Below are 17821 nucleotides of genomic sequence, written 5' to 3' on the forward strand. Positions count from 1 at the left end.
TCAACACGGAGCCGGCAATGAATGAAGAAATGCTGCAACGCCTGGAGAAGCTGGAAGCCGTAGTGCAGATCCGAAACGCCATCAGCCAGTATATGCATCTCTGTGATGACCTGACGCATCCGGATACCGCCCGGCAAATTGGCGCGCTATTTAGCGAAACGGCTATTTGGGAAGGTATCGGCGAATTATATCAACAAAAGCTCGGGCGCCATTGCGGCAGAGCGGCGATCGTCGGGATGATGAACGCTTATATTAGCGAACCGTCACACTTCGCCATTAACGTACATTATTTAACGGCCGAGCATATTTGCGTTGGCGAAAATAACCGCGCGGTTGGCCGCTGGAAAATGCTGCAGGCTTCGACGTTTCGCCGCGGCGGCTCGCATTTAAATAGCGCGGAGCTCGTCATTGAATTTATTAAACAAGATCAACAGTGGTTAATTCATCATTTTACCACCCGTAATTTATTTAGCCGCCCGGTAGCTGACTGGCATTCGCTCGCCGATTTACCGGTGCCTGATGGTCATTAAAAGAGATATGTGGAGAGTGACAATGTCTGAATGTATTCCGGTAAAAAATATCGATACCCGCCATACCGCCGAAACGCTGGCGGCACTGGTGCAAAGCGACCGGGTCCATACCTGTCTCTATACTTCCGAGGAAATTTTCGACCTCGAGATCGACAACATTTTTAACCGTACCTGGGTGTGGGTCGCCCACGAGAGCGAAATCCCTGACGCCGGCAGCTATAAATCCTCGATGGTGGGTACCCAGCCGGTAATCGTCGTACGCGATCGCAAAGGCAATATCAACGTGCTGCTCAACCGCTGCCGCCACCGCGCCGCCACCGTTTGCGAACATCGCAGCGGGAAAACGAACGGGTTTACCTGCCCGTATCACGGCTGGGGCTATGGCCTCGACGGCGCGCTGCGCGGGGTACCGCATCCAGAGAGCTACGGCGATACGCTGAACAAATCTGAGCTCGGCATGGTGCGCCTGCGCGTTGAAAGCTACGCCGGAATGATTTTCGCCAGCTTCAACCACGACATTGAACCGCTGACCGACTTCCTCGGCCCGGCGATGAAATGGATGGATTTGTTCATGAAACAGGGGGCTGGCTACGCGCTGCAGGCTACCACCGCGCACCGTTTTCGCTTTCCCGGCAACTGGAAAATCCAGCTGGAAAATACCACCGACGGCTATCACTTCCCTATCGTCCATAAGTCGTTTTTAAGCTCGGTCGATAAACAGACCGAAGAGATGCTCAACTTCGTCGACGGCAAAGGCTTCGTGGAAGATCTCGGCAACGGCCACAGCGTGATGGTGATGATCCCCGAGCTTATCGATCTGGAAGCCAATCTCGATGCGCCAATCCCGGAGCGCTTTAGCGAGCTGGCCCAGGCCCTGCGCGAGGAAGGCCACGACGAGCAGCAGGTGCGGCGCATCGTACGCGCGGTCGGCGGCAGCGGTTTTAACCTTAACCTGTTTCCCAATGTCGCCTGTTCAATGGCCTTCTTCCGCGTGCTGCAGCCGATATCGGTAAAAGAGACGGAAATTCATCACATGGTGCTGACCATGAAAGATGGCCCAGCGATCGCCAACCAGGCGCGCCTGCGGCTGCACGAACACTTCCAGGGGCCGATGGGCTTCGGCACCCCCGATGATTCAGAGGCCTGGGAGCGGGTGCAGCGCGGCGGCGGCGCGGGCGACGATCTGTGGATCATGCTCAATCGCGGCCTGCCCGGCGAAGTCCGCACCGCCGACGGCCTGCGCAGCGACGTCAGCGCCGAAACCGGCATGCGCGCCGCTTACCAACAATGGAAAAAGTACATGACCGCTGACAATCGGGGGCAATAATGAACACATCACCTATCCTCAACGCCGCCATTCAGTTTATTAACCTGGAAGCGGACCTGCTCGATCAAGGCGAATTTCGTGAATGGCTGGCGCTGTGGCGCACCGAGGGAATGTACATCATTCCCATCGACCAGCAGACCACCGATTTCGCCAACGTGCTCAACTACGCCTACGACAACCACGAGATGCGGGAAAAACGCGTGCAGCGTTTATACAGCGGCGAATCAATCTCCACCACCCCGCGCGCGCGCACTATCCGCATGAGCGGCCGTTATCGCCTGCTCAGCGCCAGCGATGAGGTCGTCGAAGTACGCTGCGCCCAATTCCTTTACGAGTACCGCAAGGGCAATGAACAGCACTACGCCGCTGACGTCACCTGGACGCTGGCGCCGGAGGGCGACAGTTTCCGTATTCTGCAAAAGGTCGTGCGCCTGATTAACGGCGACGATTACCTGCATAGCATTGGCTACATCCTGTGAGGACTTTATGACACGTAGCGTACTTATTACCGGCGCGGCCAACGGCCTCGGGCTGGTTATTAGCCGCCATCTCTGGCAACAGGGCTATCAGGTGGCGATGGCGGATCTCAACCTCGATGCGGTCACCCGTAGCGCTCAGGAGATCGATCCCAGCCAGCAGCGGCTGCTGCCGCTGGCGCTGGATATTCGCCAGCCGCAACAGTTCAGCGACGCGCTGGCGCAGATCCGCGCGCGCTTCGGCGAACTCGACGTGCTGGTCAACAACGCCGCCTTAACCCTGACCACACCGATCATGGAGATCGACGTGGAGGAGTTCGATCGCGTCACCAGCACCAATCTGCGCGGTACCTTTGTCGGCTGCCAGACCATCGGCCGCTATTTCAGCCAGCGCCAGCGGGGCAGCATTATTAACCTCGCGTCGCTGGCCGGGCAAAACGGCGGCACCGCCTCCGGCGCCCACTATGCAGCCTCCAAGGGCGGCATTATTACGCTGACCAAAGTCTTCGCCCGCGCCCTGAGCAACGACGGGGTGAGCGTCAACGCGATTGCGCCGGGGCCGCTGGATCTTCCTTCCGTTCGCGCCGCGGTGCCGGAAGAGAAAATGCCGGCGCTGCTGGAGATGATCCCGATGAAGCGGCTTGGCGATCCGCTGCTGGTCGCCCGCGCGGTAGAACTGCTGGCGGCGCCCTCCGCCACCTTTATCACCGGCGCGACCTGGGACATCAACGGCGGCATTTATATGCGTTAAGCCCTTCGCGGGTGGAGAAAAACTATGGCTGAAACATTGACTGTACGCGTCACAGAACGCGAAATTCAGGGAGCCGAGGTGGTAGTCCTGACGCTGGCCTCGCCGGACGGCGCTCCCCTGCCCTCGTTTAGCGCCGGGGCGCATATCGATCTGCATCTTGGCGATGGCATCGTGCGCCAGTATTCGCTGTGCGGCAGCGCCCATCACCCGCAGCGCTATCGGTTGGGGATCCTCAAAGATCGCGCCTCGCGCGGCGGTTCGCTGGCGGCGCACGCTTTACAGCCCGGCGACGAGGTGCAAATTAGCCCCCCGCGCAACCTGTTCGCGCTGGAGATGTCGGCGCCTCATACCATTCTGATCGGCGGCGGCATTGGCATCACGCCGATGCTGGCGATGGCCGATACGCTATTTCGCGCCGGGAAATCCTTCGAAGTGCATTACTGCGGCCACAGCCGTGAGGGAATGGCGTTTCTGGCCGAGCTGGCGGATTGCCACTTTAGCGCCCAGGTTCAGCTACATATCAGCGATGAAAACGGCAGGATCCGCCCTCAGGAACTCCTGACGCCTCACGCCGCCGCCGGCCACCTGTACGTTTGCGGTCCGGAGGGTTTTATGGCGTGGATTAATGAAACGGCTCAGGGGTGCGGTTTCAGCGCGGAGCGGCTGCATCAGGAGTATTTCAACCGCGAGGTAGAAACCAGCGGCGGCAGTTTTGAGGTTGAGGTTCCGGAACTCAACCTTAGCGTTACCGTCGGCGAAAACGAGACCATCGTCGCCGCGCTGCAAAAAGCCGGCATCAAAGTGAAAGTCTCCTGCCAACAGGGCGTCTGCGGCACCTGCCTCGCCAACGTTTGTAGCGGCGTACCTGACCACCGCGACGAGTATTTAACCGAAGAAGAACGCGAAGATAACGACCAGATCCTGCTGTGCTGTTCACGGGCTAAAACCCCGCGGCTGGTTATTGAAGGCTTCGAATACGTCAAACTGAAATAACGGGTATTACTATGAACCTGACATCTGATTTTCGTAATGCCATGGCGCAGCTGGGCAGCGCGATCACCATCATTACCACCGATGGCCCGGCGGGCCGCTTCGGCTTTACCGCTTCGGCGGTGTGTAGCGTGACGGATTCGCCGCCGACGCTGCTGGTATGTATGAACCGCTCGTCCTTCGCGCACGGCAAATTCCAGCACAACGGCGTGCTGTGCGTTAACGTGCTCTCCGGTCAGCATCAACAATTGTCCGGGATTTTCGCCAATGGCCAAATCCGCTCTGAAGAACGCTTCCTGCACGACGAATGGCTGGCGCTGGAGACCGGTTCACCGGCGCTGGCTTCCGCCGTGGCGAACTGCGACTGCGTCATTGCCGACAGCCACGAAGTGGGCAGCCACAGCGTATTTTACTGCGAGGTCAAACAGATCCGCTTCGGCAACCCCAGCGACGGGCTGGTCTGGTTTAATCGCCAGTTCCACACCCTTAGCATGGCGTCGTGCCGTTAAGTTTCATCATAACCATAAAAACCCTGCCGACCCATCGCCCGGCGCCAGCAGGCGCCGCCTGATTCACCTGCACTGGAGTTAACCTTATGTCTGGAGCTGTGAGCGGAACAACGGTCCCCCCGGCGCAACCTATGCGCAAATTAATCATCGGTTCTTTTCTCGGCAACTCGCTGGAATGGTACGATTTTTTCCTGTATGGCACCGCGGCGGCGCTGGTCTTCGGGCCGCTGTTTTTCCCCGCCAGTAATGACCCGCTGCTCGGATCATTTTTAGCCTTTTCCGGTTTCGCCATCGGCTTTATCGCCCGTCCGCTCGGCGGCGTGATATTCGGCCATCTCGGCGATAGCTACAGCCGTAAAATGACGCTGATCATCACCCTGACGCTGATGGGCGCCAGTACGTTCTTAATTGGCCTGCTGCCAACCTACGCTCACATCGGCGTGCTGGCGCCAATCGCCTTGATTACGCTGCGCTTTGTACAGGGCGTGGCTTCCGGCGGTGAATGGGGCGGCGGCGTATTAATGCTGAGCGAAAACGCGCCGGAAAGCCAAAAAGGGTACTACACCGCCTGGAGCCAGGTGGGCGTCTGCGGCGGGTTTGTTCTTTCTTCGCTGGCATTCTATCTGGTGCAGCTGCTACCGCAGGAAGAGGTGATGTCCTGGGCGTGGCGTATTCCGTTTTTGCTCAGCCTGTTTATCTTTCTGGTGGGCGTCTATATCCGCCGTAATATCCAGGAGAACGCGGAATTCGTGGCGCGCAAAGCAGAAAACGACAGCAAAAATGAGGCCCATCATTTACCGGTGCTCAGCGCCTTTAAAAATCATCCACGAGCGATATTACAGGCTATCGGCCTGCGGCTGGCGGAAAACGGCGCGGTGTATATCTTCTTCACGTTTTCAGTGGTCTATTGCAAACATATTGGCATCGACACCCGCGACCTGATCGCGGCGGTCACCATCGCCATGACGGTGGAGATCGCCACGATTCTCGGCTGGGGATGGCTTTCCGATCGCATTGGCCGTAAGCGGCTTTACTATATCGGTGTGATAGGTATGGCGCTGGTCGCCTTCCCCTTCTTCTGGCTGCTGAATATGCACACCTTCCCGGCGATGCTGCTCGCCATGCTGTTGGCGTTGCCATTGTGCCATGGCGCGATGATTGCCGCGCAGCCGTGTCTGATGGTGGATCTGTTTCCGGTGGAGGTACGCTACACCGGGCTAGCGCTGGGACATGAGATTGGGGCGGTGATTTCCGGCGGTATTAGTCCGATGCTGGCGGTGGCTTTTCTGATGATGTGGGATAGCTATATCCCCATTGCGCTGATGCTGCTGGCCTTCGCGCTACTGGCGCTGGTGGCGCTAATGAGTATTCGCCAGCAGCAGTTGCGACCTGAACCGGTCGCGACCACGTAAACCGCGTACACCGCGCGCAAAGGAAGGCGCGCGGTACAGAGGGCTAGTTATTGTTCACCACGATAATGACCCGGCTTTTAATCGTACCGCCGCGGATATTCTCGCCATATTTCATCGGCTTGATTTGCAGATAGATCGGGTTGTTGCTGCCATGCCGGGCCTCCTCGTCGGAGTGATAAAGGAAACCGCTGCCGTACTGGAGTTCCCCGCCCTGGCTATCGCGCAGATGAAAACCGACTTCGCCGGCGCCGGTGGCGGCATCCTGATCGTCATTCTTCAATATTTTGCTGGTGCCGGCAAAGCCGGAGGCGGCGACAAAGTAATAATCAATTTTGCCCGGCGTCAGTTCGAATACCGCCGACTCGTCCTGGCTACAGTCGATATCGACGCTTTCCATGCGATATTGCGCTTTGTCTTCTTTAATGTCGAAGTAGCTGTAATCGCCCATATTGATGAGACGGTTCGGGACATTAAAACCGCAGGTCATAATATTAATCTGCAGGGTGACGTTAAAGGTGTAATTGATGGTTATCACATGGCATTCTTTATCGCCTTTACAGTATTCAAAACGCATCGAGTAAAGCAGCGGAAATGATTCTCCTGGCCTGACCTGCGTCCCGGTAGGGGTACCTTCTTTAATCGCATAGCGAATGCCGATCACGCTGTTGAAGATATCCGCTAAGTTATAACTCTGATTTTTGCGGATGTTGCCACTCGCAAGCGCGTTGAGTTTTGCAGGATCGAGAGAAAACTCCATCACATAGGTTTTACTGCCAACCACCACGTAGAAGTCTTTATTTTCAGGGGGCGTCGAGGTTACCGAGACGCTGACGTTTTGCGGACTTTGGCAGATAAAGTGAAATCCGTCGGCCTGAATATCACTGTTTTGGACATTCAATTCGCCGCTGGCCGCCAGCGGTTTAAATGTGTAATTACCGCTAGCATCCACCGTCAGCGATTTAACATCCGGGGTGACATCGCAGTTCCCCGCCCGCGCTAAAAAAGAGCATAAGCTTAATACCAGCAAAATTATCCATTTCATGAAAATCGTCCTTTTAGCGGCAGACATAGGTCTTACCTTCATCAATGGTATGTTTAAATGTAATGGTGCAGTAATGGCCCTGCTGCTTATCGACCGCGATGGTAATCGACGGCGGAACGTTATCAGTGCGGATATACAGCATGCTGCCCTGGCCGACGACGCCGACATTCTGTCCATCGTTATCTTCAATTTCATATCCAAATTTCAGCGGCGTACCGTCCGGGCGTTCGGCGTGAATAAGCCAGGGTTGACGCTGATCGGTATCAAACCGCGCCAGCACCACCGCCCCGCGGTACGGAGCGACCGCTTTACGGTTGCCAATCAACTCGGTTTTGCTCTGCGTATTGGCGGTATTCAGCAGCAGCGAACTTTCACGGAAAGGCAATACGTGATCGAAAATGACCGTTCCCTGACCGTTGGTAGTGCGATATTTCTGACCATTGACGTAAGCATTTTCCAGGCCCGGCGCCTGAATGATGGCGAAGGTTTCCGAAAGCTGGTTAGCGAAATTGACGCCGCCGGACCAGGCCACCACCCCGCCTGACAGGCTGCCGCTGGCCTGGGTATATTTCGACGACTGACTGTAGCTGCCGCTCAGCGTCGCCAGCGGCGCGTTCCAGGTAAGGTTGCCGCCGGCGGTGGTTTCATGGTTTTGCTGCTGCCGGCTAAAGTTCACGCCATAGTCAAACTGGTCGCGCTGGCCGCCTGTGCCGCTGATGCCGGTGTTATTGGAGGCAAAACCGTCATTATCGAAGGTCGTCGAATTCGACAGCGTCAAACGACGCGCCAGTACGCTGTCGCTCTCTCCCCAGATAAGCGGAATCGAAATGAAGAGGTTAAAGCGCTTATCTTCATGATGATCTTCATCATAGGTCTGGCTGGCCGAAATGGTCCAGGAAACCCGCTGCCAGTTATTAGAGTAGCTCAGCTGATAATCTTTATTGCTGCCGCTTTTTCCCCAGTAGTCACGCCATAAGGCACTCAGTGAAAAAGACCCCAACCCTTCCGGCAACGACTGGCTGATGTTGGCGGAGAAACTATTTTTACGTCCAAAATCATAGCGATAATAGTCATCAATGTTGTAAACATCATTATCATCATGGTGATAACTATTACGGTTCTTCGCCCAAACATGATCGTTAAAAGTACGATAGTCGCTGGTTGAATAGCGATAAGCCGCCATTCCGAAACGCGTTTTAGTCTGGGTGAGGTATTTGTTGTAGGCAATCTGATAGCTTTGTCCTTCAAAAGTACCGTTATCCTGATCGCTACGCGCCCAGGTGCCGTCAACGGATATCGCGCCGAGATGGGTATTCCATCCGGTTCCCATAGTGAAAGCCTGATAATCGGTGCCTAGCATGGTACCGCCATACAGGGTCAGCAGGTTGTTCAGGCCATATTGATAGCTGGCCTGCATAAAGTCTTCCTGATTGCTGGCGCCTTCGATATGGCTGCGCCCGGCGGCAATGTCATATTTAGATACCCCCTGCTGCAACATATTGGGTACCGAGGAATAAGGCACCAGGTAGGTGGTTACCGAGCCGTCGGCTTCACGGATAGTGACATCAAGATCCGCCCCGCCGCCGGCGAGTTGTAAATCAGCAATCGCGAAAGGCCCTGGCGGGACCTCTTTCTGATAGACGGTGAAGCCGTTCTGCTCAATGGTTACCAGCGCGTTGCTCTGGGCAATCCCCTGCACGATCGGCGTGAAGTTCTGTTTTGAGTTTGGCAACATTTGCATGTCGCGGAACAGACGAACCCCACGAAAGCGTACCGCATCGAACATATCCGCAGAGGTATACATGTCGCCTGCGCGTAAGGTCCCTAAAATCGACGCAAAGCCGCGTTCCAGATACAGGGTATTGCTTTTCCAGTCGCCGCTGCCGCTATCGGCTTTGCTGTAAGTGGCATCAGAGTGCAACTGCCAGCTCAACAGGTTCAGCCCGCTATTGAAGCGGGCGTAGGTGCTTTTGTTATTGCCGTTATTTTTATAGTCACTGTAATACTGGCTCAAATAATAAGAGGTATACAGCGCGTTAACGCCGCGGTCCCAACTTTCCGGCGCGACGTAGCCGCGCTCAAGATCCTCCACGTAGGCCTGCGGAATTTCTAAATCAAGCTGAAAAATATTGATATTAAAGGTATAACTACCGCTGCGCACCGCGGATTTTAGCGTCATGCACTGGTTATCCTTTGCCATCTGCGCGCTATCCGCTTTGATTCCCAACTGATTTAATAATGCTGATGACAGGCAGGTATCATCCGGATTACTGGCGACTACGATTGGATATTTACCACGCCATTGCTTATTGACGTAAATATCCAATTCATATTCACCGGGAAGTGGTTGATTATCCGCAAAGCGAAAGCTTGATGATTTTTCACCTTTCATTCCGCCGATCATGAAATTGGTATCAAAAGTCTCTTCAGCGGCCTGCAACTGACCGGATAATAAAACCAACAATATCATTGAGGAAAGCGGCGTCATCCTTAACATGGCCAACTCCATTATTTATTATTTTACATTGAGCCTGTCGCTAATAAAGTTTCCATTATCATCAATCATCGTTAGCGAATACTGGCGGGCGAGATTATTTTTTAAAATGACATCCTGACTGGATAACGGCGCAATCATCACGCTGCGCTCATTAACTTTAACATTACTGACTTTAACTTCAGTAATCGTCAGCCAATTTGCGGTACCATTGGCGATATGCAGAGCGTTTTTTCGGGAAGACAGCGAAATATTTTTAAACGTATCTTTATTTACCGCCGCAATGCCTTTAGGACGATAAAAAAGCTTAATACGGTTTTGCATGGCAAACCGTAGCGTATTCGCCCCCTCACTTCCTGGCGTATTCGGAGGAATATCGAGTACGTTGAGATAAAACAGCGACTCCTTGTTTGGCGGAAGTTTGTTGGCTAATTTTTTTATTCGCAGCTGCTGTCCGGAGTTACCCGCTATGCGCGCCACCGGCGGCGACAGCAGGAACGGCACGTTGATTTTTTCCGGCGGCAACGAGGTATTGCCATCGTCAATCCACGACTGCACCAGTGAAGAGCGGGCGCCATGATTCATCAACTGTACGACCACTTCTTGTTTCTCAGCCGGATAAACCACCCGGGTACCGAAAATCACCACTCCGGCATGCGCGGGCTGCATAGCGATAAATAAACCTGCTAATAAAATCCGTTTCATAGCACCACACCCTTAGCACAATAATTGCCGGCGAAGCGCCGGCACAGGTCCTTACTCCGCAGAGACGGCAATCGTTAACACCGAGCGGACTTCACCGGCGGTCACCGGAGTGGCGGCATTAATTCGGGCGTATTGCGCAGAGAAGTTCATTTGATAGACGCCATTGCCTATAGAAGTCACCGCCCCCGGCAAATTATTGACGTCATACATGGTATTTTCATTAATCTCCGATTCACCCAGTTTTAATTTAAAACCGACCCCGTTAGCAGAAGTTGTAGTCGCGATAGGATTAAGTACGCCGCCGGCAGTATAGGTCCCGCCGCTAATATCAATCGATTTCAATACTGTGCCTTCCGGGCAAACAATAGTTAATGGATCGCTACTGGTGGCGAAATTACCGGATAAGACTTCACCGGCCGACATGCCGGCAAAACGGGTGGCATCAACATCAGCCAATTGAATTGTACTGCTATAATCGGTTTCAAAACGACAAGAAGAATTAATAACATTACCAATAATAACTAACTCACCCTGCTCTTCATTTGGCGCCGCGGCAAAAGCATTAACACTCATCAGCACGGTTGAAAATACTGCAGCAGCAATAACTGAACGTTTCATATAATATTCCTTTTATTAACAATTCCATTTAACTTTGCGGGGACTGAGAAAAATCTCATGCCGCGAGCATCGCATGGCTAAATATCCGCCACAATAGGATGAATAAGGATCGTTGATAAAAATCAATGCAAATACTTAAAGCGAATGAGCCCTGATGCCATATTCGTAATCTCTTTAGCGTAATAAGCCAAAATACGTAGCAACGAGAATAATAAAATGAGAATTTACCAAGCTTGTTTAATAATAAACTAAAAAAAGGAGAGTTCAGCACATTTTGTGTCGATTTACATAAGATTACGAACCACAATTATAACCTTCCGTGATTTATTTTTATATTTAAGGTTCCGACAATGAAAAAAATGATCCTGCCTCTGCTTACCGCCGCCCTGCTGCTGCCGACGCTCACCGCGCACGCCACCTACCGCGCGGAAAAACGCCAGGATGCCCGTGATATCCGTCAGGATGCGCGCCAGAGTGGACGCGAAGAAAAACACGACTGTGTGAGAAACGATCAACAGAGCAACATGAGCTGTCGCGTAGATAAACGCGACAACCGCCGTGAGGGTCGCCAGAACGCGCGTGATGAGAAATGGTGATTCGCCATACGAGCGCTAATGCCCTGCCACAGGGCATTAGCGGGAAGCGTTTAACGTCTCCAGTGGGAAAGGACGATCCTGCACCACCGTCTTCATCACCAACGTTGAGCGTAAATGCTGCACGCCCGGCATCGCCGATAGTTTGTCATCATAGAGTTTCTGAAAGGCAGGAAGATCCCGTGTGACGACGTGCATCAGGTAGTCCGGATCGCCAAACAAGCGTTGCGCCAGCACAACCTGCGGGATCTCCGCCACCGCCTCCTCAAAAGCGCTGACCGCTTTCTTATCGCCCTCTTTTAACGTGGCGAACACGATAGCCAGAAAATTGAACCCCATTTTTCCCGGATCGAGATTGGCGCGATAGCCGGTGATTACCCCCTCTTGCTCCAGCGCGCGTAGACGTCGGTGGCAAGGAGAAAGACTCAAATTCACCCGCTCCGCCAGTTCGGTTATCGACAGACGCCCATCCGCCTGCAGCTCAGCAAGAATTTTTCGATCTATGCTATCCATTTGGAAGATTTTCTCTTTAATCGTCGGTTTTCAACATAACATTGAAAGCTCATTTCGCTTCTATGTCGATATTCTTTCTCACACGATAACCTAATTTTGCGAGTGTGTGATGTCTAATATCGTTGCGGAGCGTTGCTGATGGAAATGAGCCTGATCGCCAGCTTCTGGATAGTTTCGTTTCTATTGATTATTACCCCTGGCGCCGACTGGGCCTATGCCATTAGCGCTGGTATCAACGGTCGTCGCGTCGTTCCGGCGGTGATGGGACTGATGTCAGGCCATTTACTGGCGACCATTATCGTCGTCGCTGGCGTCGGGGTGTTAATCGCCGGTCATCCGCTAGCGCTATCGGCGATCACGCTGGCGGGCGCGGCCTATTTACTGTGGCTCGGGGTTACGATATTACGCCATCCGGCGGCGCCAGGCGCGGCGCAACAATCGGCTGGCAGCTGGAATGCGTGGGCGATGAAAGGATTATGTATTAGCGGCCTTAATCCAAAAGTCTTTCTGTTGTTCCTCGCCCTGCTACCGCAGTTTACCGATCCGCACGGCAGTTGGCCGCTGGCGCTGCAGATGTCGGCGCTGGGCGCGATGCACCTGATGACCTGTACGCTAATTTATCTGTTGGTCGGCTACGGTTCGCGCGCGGTACTGGCAGCCCGCCCGCAGGCGGCTAAGGGAGTAAGCATGGTTTCTGGGGTGATTATGATTGCCATCGCTATTATCCTGTTCTACCAGCAGTTAAGATAATTCGTAAGCAGCGGCGCTCATAGGGTAACTTCTTTAGCGCCGCATGGCCTTACCAACAAATATAATCGTGGGTCACAGGTAGCTATTAAGTTGCTAAACCACGGAAGCTGGCTCATCTATTTCCCTGAGCTCCTGAAGATGAATTATCTATGTATCATAAGTGGTTACGGCTGAATGGCCAACATCGATAACTTCCTAAAACTGCTGAAAAACTCCGATTTAGTCATCCATTAACTGATTACTCGAGCGGAAAATTCCGACTGCTCGATAATAAGTAAAATCTCTCTTTGAAACGTCTGCACATTTATTAACGCTATTCTCTCTACGATTTTTGCAGTATGGTTTAATCGCTGTTGTCGTGTTGCAGTGAATGCTAGCAAGCGCCTGACGCTGTTTGCCTACGGTAAAACATTTACGCAATACCAACCTGTTTATTGAGGCAATTATCCTCATGGATAACGGTCACAACGTTATCCAGCCAGGACTCAGTTTATCAGCTGGTAGTCAATGACCTTGCTGTAAGCGCGCATACTCAAGAGGAGAAAGGATGAACAGGACGTATAAACCCCCAGGAAAAGCGATATACATCAAATGCCTGAGCGCATCGCATCAAAAATTCGCCAGCGCACTTCCCCCCGGCGGCGGGGAGACTTCATTATACCCACTGGATTTCGCGCAGCGTTGCCGCGATACAGTCCTTGTAACTTGAGGGATATTAAAAACGATCCGCATCATGCTTACTCATAAAATGCGAAACCTATCTTCGGATCCTGTAATAGGCCAACCAGAGCCTATGGGATAGTAATGTACGCCTGCAATAGAAAGGGAACATAATGAAGAATAATAGCGAAATAAAAAAAAGGAACTTCCTGACTCAGAATGAAATCGAGTCACTACTTAACGCTGCCAATAGTGGACCACATGCTGCTCGTAATTATTGCCTGACATTGCTTTGTTTTATTCATGGATTTCGTGCCAGTGAAATTTGCCGACTGCGAATTTCAGATATTGATTTACGCTCAAAATGTATTTATATCCACCGTTTAAAAAAAGGGTTCTCAACCACTCATCCGTTGCTTAATAAAGAGATCCAGGCGCTAAAGCGCTGGCTGGATATTCGTGATGAATATCCGCAATCCACCAGCGAGTGGTTATTTTTATCACGCAAAGGTAATCCACTTTCACGCCAACAGTTTTACCAGATTATTTCCGCCTCCGGCGATCAGGCAGGATTACCGCTGGAAATTCATCCGCACATGTTGCGTCACTCCTGCGGCTTTGCGCTGGCCAATATGGGTATCGATACGCGCCTTATCCAGGATTACCTCGGTCACCGTAACATTCGCCATACCGTCTGGTACACGGCCAGCAACGCCGGACGCTTTTACGGGATTTGGGATAAATCCCGTGAGAAGCAGAGAACGTCGCTTTTCCAGTAAGGTAACCTTACGCCACGGATGGCGTTTCGTTATCGGTTCCCCCTACTACTGCCAGCCCCTGCCCGCTATCCCCGGCAAGACTGTTGCAAATTTGCTCTGTTTAGGCTGCGATAAAAAGCAGCTTACCTCATATATAGATTTTTTCTTGCAAAACATTAATAAAAATTAACCATACGTTAAATATGTTTATTGTTCTTAAAAGTTCTTATTTAGAACATGAAAAAAAACGTTTCTATGCACCTGTAATTTATCAGGATATAAGTTCGTTATTTATTGTTAAATTAATCCTTTCAGCACATGTTTTCCGTTCAATAAATAGCTGGCATTAACTTTTTTCCTTGCTATTTTATGCACCTGCCAGCGACCTGGCGCGGCTCTATTGTGGTAAAGAATAAAATAGATAAAAATAAGAATTATCGCGTGGCGATAATTTATGCATGTGTAAATGTAATGTGATACCTGTTTTGTCATTAGCCCCTTCAAATAATACGGCCTTTGCATTCAGATTATTTTTTATCCATCCTGGGATCTTTTTCTCAGGATATCCCTTATAAGTTAACGTAAATTCAGGAGCTCAAAATTGTGAACCGACGTCGTTTTCTCACCGCCAAAGAAGTACAGGCAATGATGCAGGCGGCCCAGCACGGTCCAACCGGTGAACGGGATTACTGTCTGATCCTGTTGGCGTTTCGCCACGGGATGCGTATCAGTGAACTACTCGATCTGCACTATCGCGATCTCGATCTCAACGAAGGGCGCATCAATGTACGGCGTTTAAAGAACGGTTTCTCTACCGTGCACCCGCTGCGTTTTGATGAGCGCGAAGCGATAGAGCGCTGGACGCAACAACGGGCCAGTTGGAAGGCCGCAGGCAAAAGCGACGCGCTATTTATCTCGCGCCGCGGTACGCCGCTTTCTCGGCAACAGGCCTATCGCATTATCCGCGCTGCCGGAGAAGAAGCCGGTACCGTCACTCATACGCATCCGCATATGCTGCGTCACGCCTGCGGCTATGAGCTAGCTGAAAGAGGGGCTGATACCCGTTTGATACAAGATTATCTCGGACATCGTAATATTCGCCACACTGTCCGTTACACCGCAAGTAATGCAGCACGTTTTGCCGGGATTTGGGAAAGAAACAACCTTTTGGAGGAAAATTTACAAGCGCGGAAGAAATAAGATAACCAATTGATAAAAAGGAAAATTTTTAATATTGAACAAGTCAATTGGGGCCAAACTGTCTATATCATAAAAATGTTTTGTAATCTTTTGCAACTGACAAGTGCATATTTCATCAAAAAAAATTTTATCTAATTGATTTTCATTAAATTCTCCAACGACCTTTCTTTACTTATCCTCGTCAGACTCTCTCCCATACGCCCGCTTCTCAACATTGAACTCAAACAAGCCGTTTTTCCATGCCCGGCAGGTAAGCAGTTATTAAATCCACAAAACAAATAATTATCAGTATATAAATCCAAAAATATATCAGCATTAACAAAATAAAAGCCATAAATTCCGACGAGTCAAAATGGCCCCAATTGACTCATCAGTGGGGCGAAAACTGTGCAGAACCGGCAGTCGCACCATTCGGCTGATTTATGGAATGCCTGGAAGGCAAAACGGCTGCCAATTTTGGTTCGTAATATCGATTTTGTTTAAAGGAAAACAGCATGAAAATCAAAACACTGGCAATCGTTTTTCTGTCAGCTCTGTCCCTGAGCTCCGCGGCGGCCTTGGCCGATACCACCACGGTAAATGGCGGTACAGTGCATTTTAAAGGAGAAATCGTCAACGCAGCCTGTGCAGTCGATGCCGGTTCTATCGATCAGACCGTTCAGTTAGGTCAGGTTCGTTCAGCAAAACTGGCTACCGCGGGCAGCACCAGCTCCGCTGTAGGCTTCAACATTCAGTTAGACGACTGTGATACCACTGTTGCCACTAAAGCCTCTGTGGCTTTCTCTGGTACCGCGGTTGATAGCACCAACACCAGCGTTCTGGCTCTGCAGAGCTCCGCTGCTGGCGGCGCGACCAACGTCGGCGTACAGATCCTCGACAAAACCGGCACTCCGCTGGGTCTGGATGGCGCAACCTTCAGCGCGGCCACCACGCTGAACGACGGCACCAACATCATTCCTTTCCAGGCGCGTTACTACGCCACTGGCGCGGCTACTGCCGGTACTGCTAACGCAGACGCCACCTTCAAAGTGCAATACGAGTAATTCAAACATCAGACAGGGAAGCATTCCGGGCCAGGATGGCCCGTTATCCACTACGGGATTGGGGTGATAACGATGCAAGGAGTGAAGACAGGTCTGCTGATGTTTCTGCTTTCGCCGCTGGCGCTGGCCGGTAACCACTGGAACGTCACGGTCGCCGGGGGAAACATGCGTTTTCAGGGCGTCATCATCGCCGAGTCCTGCCGCGTTGAAGCCGGCGACCAGCAGATGACCGTCAATATGGGGCAGATCAGCAGTAATCGCTTTCATTCAGCCGGGGAAGATGCCAACCCCGTGCCATTCGATATTCACCTTCAGGATTGCAGCACCGCGGTCAGCCAGCATGTCGGCGTGTCGTTTCGCGGCGTGGCTGATGGCAAAAATCCAGATGTGCTCTCGGTTGGCGAAGGACCGGGTATCGCCACCGGCGTAGGCATCGCGTTATTTGATAAAGAAGATCAATTGATTCCGCTGAATAGCCCGCCGGGCGCCTGGCGGCGGCTGTATACCGGCCCCACCACGCTACATTTCGTAGCCAAATATCGGGCGACCGGCAATCAGGTCACCGGGGGAGCGGCAAACGCGCAAGTTTGGTTCTCTCTGACCTATCAGTAATTAACCAGCAGACATCCGGAAACAGGAAACAACGGTGAGTACAAAAGGGGTAAACGTGAAAAAGAGACTGGGGATGACGCGCGGACTACTGGCGGGATTATTGATGATAGCCGTAAGCGGTTACTCCGCCTGGGCTCAGGCCGGCGTTGCGCTCGGCGCCACGCGGGTTATCTATCCGGCCGGGCAAAAACAGGTTCAGTTAGGGGTGACCAATAATGACGACAGCAGCACCTATCTGATTCAGTCGTGGGTGGAAAACGCCGACGGCGGCAAAGACGGCCGTTTCGTGATTACGCCGCCGCTGTTCGCCATGCAGGGTAAAAAAGAGAATACCCTACGCATCATTGACGCCACTAATAAACAACTGCCGCAGGATCGCGAAAGTCTGTTCTGGATTAACGTGAAAGCCATCCCGTCGATGGATAAATCCAAACTGAGCGAAAATACCCTGCAACTGGCGATTATCAGCCGCATCAAGCTCTACTATCGCCCGGCGAAACTGGCGCTGCCGCCGGATCAAGCGGCGGAAAAGCTGAGCTTTAGCCGCAGCGGTTCGTCGTTAACACTGACTAACCCCACTCCTTATTACCTGACCGTCACCGAACTTAACGCCGGCACCCGGGTGCTGGAAAACGCGCTGGTGCCGCCAATGGGCAAAACCTCCGTCAAGCTGCCGCCGGATGCCGGTAGCAACATTACTTATCGCACGATTAATGATTACGGCGCGCTGACCCCAAAAATGAACGGCGTGCTGCGCTAATACAGGTTTGGCCCGCCGGGCGGGCCATGCCGCGCATAACAATAAGAACTGACAGCCGGGCGAATTCAGACCGGAGGG

Annotated in this window: 19 protein-coding genes; 14 read left to right on the top strand and 5 right to left on the bottom strand. The window is 52.4% G+C overall.

Annotated features, from left to right (window positions below; genetic code table 11):
* Positions 1-17 precede the first annotated feature (17 nt).
* The 7 genes from PGR09_RS11785 to PGR09_RS11815 all read left to right on the top strand — a co-directional run bounded on the left by PGR09_RS11785 (position 18) and on the right by PGR09_RS11815 (position 5995).
* Positions 18-530 (top strand): nuclear transport factor 2 family protein, encoded by a 513-nt coding sequence (locus tag PGR09_RS11785; protein ID WP_047044174.1) that lies wholly within the window; start codon positions 18-20, stop codon positions 528-530.
* Between the two features lie 22 nt (positions 531-552).
* The gene (locus tag PGR09_RS11790; protein WP_047044172.1) at positions 553-1857 is read left to right on the top strand and encodes an aromatic ring-hydroxylating oxygenase subunit alpha; all 1305 of its coding nucleotides are present in this window, start codon (positions 553-555) and stop codon (positions 1855-1857) included.
* Positions 1857-2336, top strand: coding sequence for an aromatic-ring-hydroxylating dioxygenase subunit beta (locus tag PGR09_RS11795; protein WP_045396614.1), 480 nt, complete (start codon positions 1857-1859; stop codon positions 2334-2336). The genes PGR09_RS11790 and PGR09_RS11795 overlap by 1 nt, the downstream gene beginning before the upstream one ends.
* A 7-nt stretch (positions 2337-2343) precedes the next feature.
* Positions 2344-3084 carry an SDR family NAD(P)-dependent oxidoreductase gene (locus PGR09_RS11800; RefSeq protein ID WP_047044170.1) on the top strand — a complete coding sequence of 247 codons (741 nt, stop codon included), beginning with the start codon at positions 2344-2346 and terminating at the stop codon, positions 3082-3084.
* A 24-nt stretch (positions 3085-3108) separates the two neighbouring features.
* Positions 3109-4077 carry a PDR/VanB family oxidoreductase gene (locus PGR09_RS11805; protein WP_045396606.1) on the top strand — a complete coding sequence of 323 codons (969 nt, stop codon included), beginning with the start codon at positions 3109-3111 and terminating at the stop codon, positions 4075-4077.
* 11 nt (positions 4078-4088) lie between these two features.
* Positions 4089-4583, top strand: coding sequence for a flavin reductase (locus PGR09_RS11810; protein WP_015703350.1), 495 nt, complete (start codon positions 4089-4091; stop codon positions 4581-4583).
* Positions 4584-4714: 131 nt separating this feature from the next.
* Entirely contained in the window at positions 4715-5995 is a 1281-nt protein-coding gene (locus PGR09_RS11815; RefSeq protein ID WP_430916171.1) for an MFS transporter, read from the top strand.
* Positions 5996-6038: 43 nt separating this feature from the next.
* On the opposite strand, the gene PGR09_RS11820 is transcribed toward PGR09_RS11815, so the two are convergent.
* The 4 genes from PGR09_RS11820 to PGR09_RS11835 are packed head-to-tail and all read right to left on the bottom strand — an operon-like array spanning position 6039 to position 10854.
* Positions 6039-7037: a hypothetical protein gene (locus PGR09_RS11820; RefSeq protein ID WP_047078950.1), complete on the bottom strand. Its 999-nt coding sequence runs from the start codon at positions 7035-7037 to the stop codon at positions 6039-6041.
* A gap of 13 nt (positions 7038-7050) precedes the next feature.
* Positions 7051-9534, bottom strand: coding sequence for a fimbrial biogenesis outer membrane usher protein (locus PGR09_RS11825; RefSeq protein WP_047078949.1), 2484 nt, complete (start codon positions 9532-9534; stop codon positions 7051-7053).
* A gap of 18 nt (positions 9535-9552) precedes the next feature.
* The gene (locus PGR09_RS11830) at positions 9553-10236 is read right to left on the bottom strand and encodes a fimbria/pilus periplasmic chaperone (protein WP_047044161.1); all 684 of its coding nucleotides are present in this window, start codon (positions 10234-10236) and stop codon (positions 9553-9555) included.
* Between the two features lie 51 nt (positions 10237-10287).
* Positions 10288-10854, bottom strand: a complete 567-nt coding sequence (locus PGR09_RS11835; RefSeq protein ID WP_047044159.1) for a fimbrial protein — start codon at positions 10852-10854, stop codon at positions 10288-10290.
* Between the two features lie 350 nt (positions 10855-11204).
* Here PGR09_RS11835 and PGR09_RS11840 point away from each other — a divergent pair, with 350 nt between their 5' ends.
* Entirely contained in the window at positions 11205-11450 is a 246-nt protein-coding gene (locus PGR09_RS11840) for a hypothetical protein (protein ID WP_045396584.1), read from the top strand.
* Between the two features lie 36 nt (positions 11451-11486).
* Here the strand turns inward: PGR09_RS11840 and PGR09_RS11845 are convergent, their stop codons facing one another.
* Positions 11487-11960 (bottom strand): Lrp/AsnC family transcriptional regulator, encoded by a 474-nt coding sequence (locus PGR09_RS11845; protein WP_032706451.1) that lies wholly within the window; start codon positions 11958-11960, stop codon positions 11487-11489.
* Positions 11961-12098: 138 nt separating this feature from the next.
* On the opposite strand from PGR09_RS11845, the gene PGR09_RS11850 reads away from it, so the two are divergent.
* The 6 genes from PGR09_RS11850 (at position 12099) to PGR09_RS11875 (ending at position 17743) form a co-directional block, all read left to right on the top strand.
* The gene (locus PGR09_RS11850; protein ID WP_045396582.1) at positions 12099-12710 is read left to right on the top strand and encodes a LysE family translocator; all 612 of its coding nucleotides are present in this window, start codon (positions 12099-12101) and stop codon (positions 12708-12710) included.
* A gap of 833 nt (positions 12711-13543) precedes the next feature.
* Positions 13544-14149 carry a tyrosine-type DNA invertase gene (locus tag PGR09_RS11855; RefSeq protein WP_045396578.1) on the top strand — a complete coding sequence of 202 codons (606 nt, stop codon included), beginning with the start codon at positions 13544-13546 and terminating at the stop codon, positions 14147-14149.
* Positions 14150-14731: 582 nt separating this feature from the next.
* Positions 14732-15328: a type 1 fimbria switch DNA invertase FimE gene (gene fimE / locus PGR09_RS11860; protein WP_045373908.1), complete on the top strand. Its 597-nt coding sequence runs from the start codon at positions 14732-14734 to the stop codon at positions 15326-15328.
* 494 nt (positions 15329-15822) lie between these two features.
* Entirely contained in the window at positions 15823-16371 is a 549-nt protein-coding gene (gene fimA / locus PGR09_RS11865; RefSeq protein ID WP_430916172.1) for a type 1 fimbrial major subunit FimA, read from the top strand.
* Positions 16372-16443: 72 nt separating this feature from the next.
* Positions 16444-16983: a fimbrial protein gene (locus PGR09_RS11870; RefSeq protein ID WP_045396575.1), complete on the top strand. Its 540-nt coding sequence runs from the start codon at positions 16444-16446 to the stop codon at positions 16981-16983.
* A 73-nt stretch (positions 16984-17056) separates the two neighbouring features.
* Positions 17057-17743: a fimbria/pilus periplasmic chaperone gene (locus PGR09_RS11875; RefSeq protein WP_063415448.1), complete on the top strand. Its 687-nt coding sequence runs from the start codon at positions 17057-17059 to the stop codon at positions 17741-17743.
* Positions 17744-17821 lie beyond the last annotated feature (78 nt).

Source organism: Klebsiella sp. 141251, from assembly GCF_050600725.1.
Taxonomy (GTDB): Bacteria; Pseudomonadota; Gammaproteobacteria; order Enterobacterales; family Enterobacteriaceae; genus Klebsiella; species Klebsiella aerogenes.

Bases quoted from the DNA above. Each gene is read 5' to 3' on its own strand.
- PGR09_RS11785 (WP_047044174.1), top strand. From the start codon at position 18: ATGAATGAAGAAATGCTGCAACGCCTGGAGAAGCTGGAAGCCGTAGTG.
- PGR09_RS11790 (WP_047044172.1), top strand. From the start codon at position 553: ATGTCTGAATGTATTCCGGTAAAAAATATCGATACCCGCCATACCGCC.
- PGR09_RS11795 (WP_045396614.1), top strand. From the start codon at position 1,857: ATGAACACATCACCTATCCTCAACGCCGCCATTCAGTTTATTAACCTG.
- PGR09_RS11800 (WP_047044170.1), top strand. From the start codon at position 2,344: ATGACACGTAGCGTACTTATTACCGGCGCGGCCAACGGCCTCGGGCTG.
- PGR09_RS11805 (WP_045396606.1), top strand. From the start codon at position 3,109: ATGGCTGAAACATTGACTGTACGCGTCACAGAACGCGAAATTCAGGGA.
- PGR09_RS11810 (WP_015703350.1), top strand. From the start codon at position 4,089: ATGAACCTGACATCTGATTTTCGTAATGCCATGGCGCAGCTGGGCAGC.
- PGR09_RS11815 (WP_430916171.1), top strand. From the start codon at position 4,715: ATGCGCAAATTAATCATCGGTTCTTTTCTCGGCAACTCGCTGGAATGG.
- PGR09_RS11820 (WP_047078950.1), bottom strand. From the start codon at position 7,037: ATGAAATGGATAATTTTGCTGGTATTAAGCTTATGCTCTTTTTTAGCG.
- PGR09_RS11825 (WP_047078949.1), bottom strand. From the start codon at position 9,534: ATGTTAAGGATGACGCCGCTTTCCTCAATGATATTGTTGGTTTTATTA.
- PGR09_RS11830 (WP_047044161.1), bottom strand. From the start codon at position 10,236: ATGAAACGGATTTTATTAGCAGGTTTATTTATCGCTATGCAGCCCGCG.
- PGR09_RS11835 (WP_047044159.1), bottom strand. From the start codon at position 10,854: ATGAAACGTTCAGTTATTGCTGCTGCAGTATTTTCAACCGTGCTGATG.
- PGR09_RS11840 (WP_045396584.1), top strand. From the start codon at position 11,205: ATGAAAAAAATGATCCTGCCTCTGCTTACCGCCGCCCTGCTGCTGCCG.
- PGR09_RS11845 (WP_032706451.1), bottom strand. From the start codon at position 11,960: ATGGATAGCATAGATCGAAAAATTCTTGCTGAGCTGCAGGCGGATGGG.
- PGR09_RS11850 (WP_045396582.1), top strand. From the start codon at position 12,099: ATGGAAATGAGCCTGATCGCCAGCTTCTGGATAGTTTCGTTTCTATTG.
- PGR09_RS11855 (WP_045396578.1), top strand. From the start codon at position 13,544: ATGAAGAATAATAGCGAAATAAAAAAAAGGAACTTCCTGACTCAGAAT.
- fimA (WP_430916172.1), top strand. From the start codon at position 15,823: ATGAAAATCAAAACACTGGCAATCGTTTTTCTGTCAGCTCTGTCCCTG.
- PGR09_RS11870 (WP_045396575.1), top strand. From the start codon at position 16,444: ATGCAAGGAGTGAAGACAGGTCTGCTGATGTTTCTGCTTTCGCCGCTG.
- PGR09_RS11875 (WP_063415448.1), top strand. From the start codon at position 17,057: ATGACGCGCGGACTACTGGCGGGATTATTGATGATAGCCGTAAGCGGT.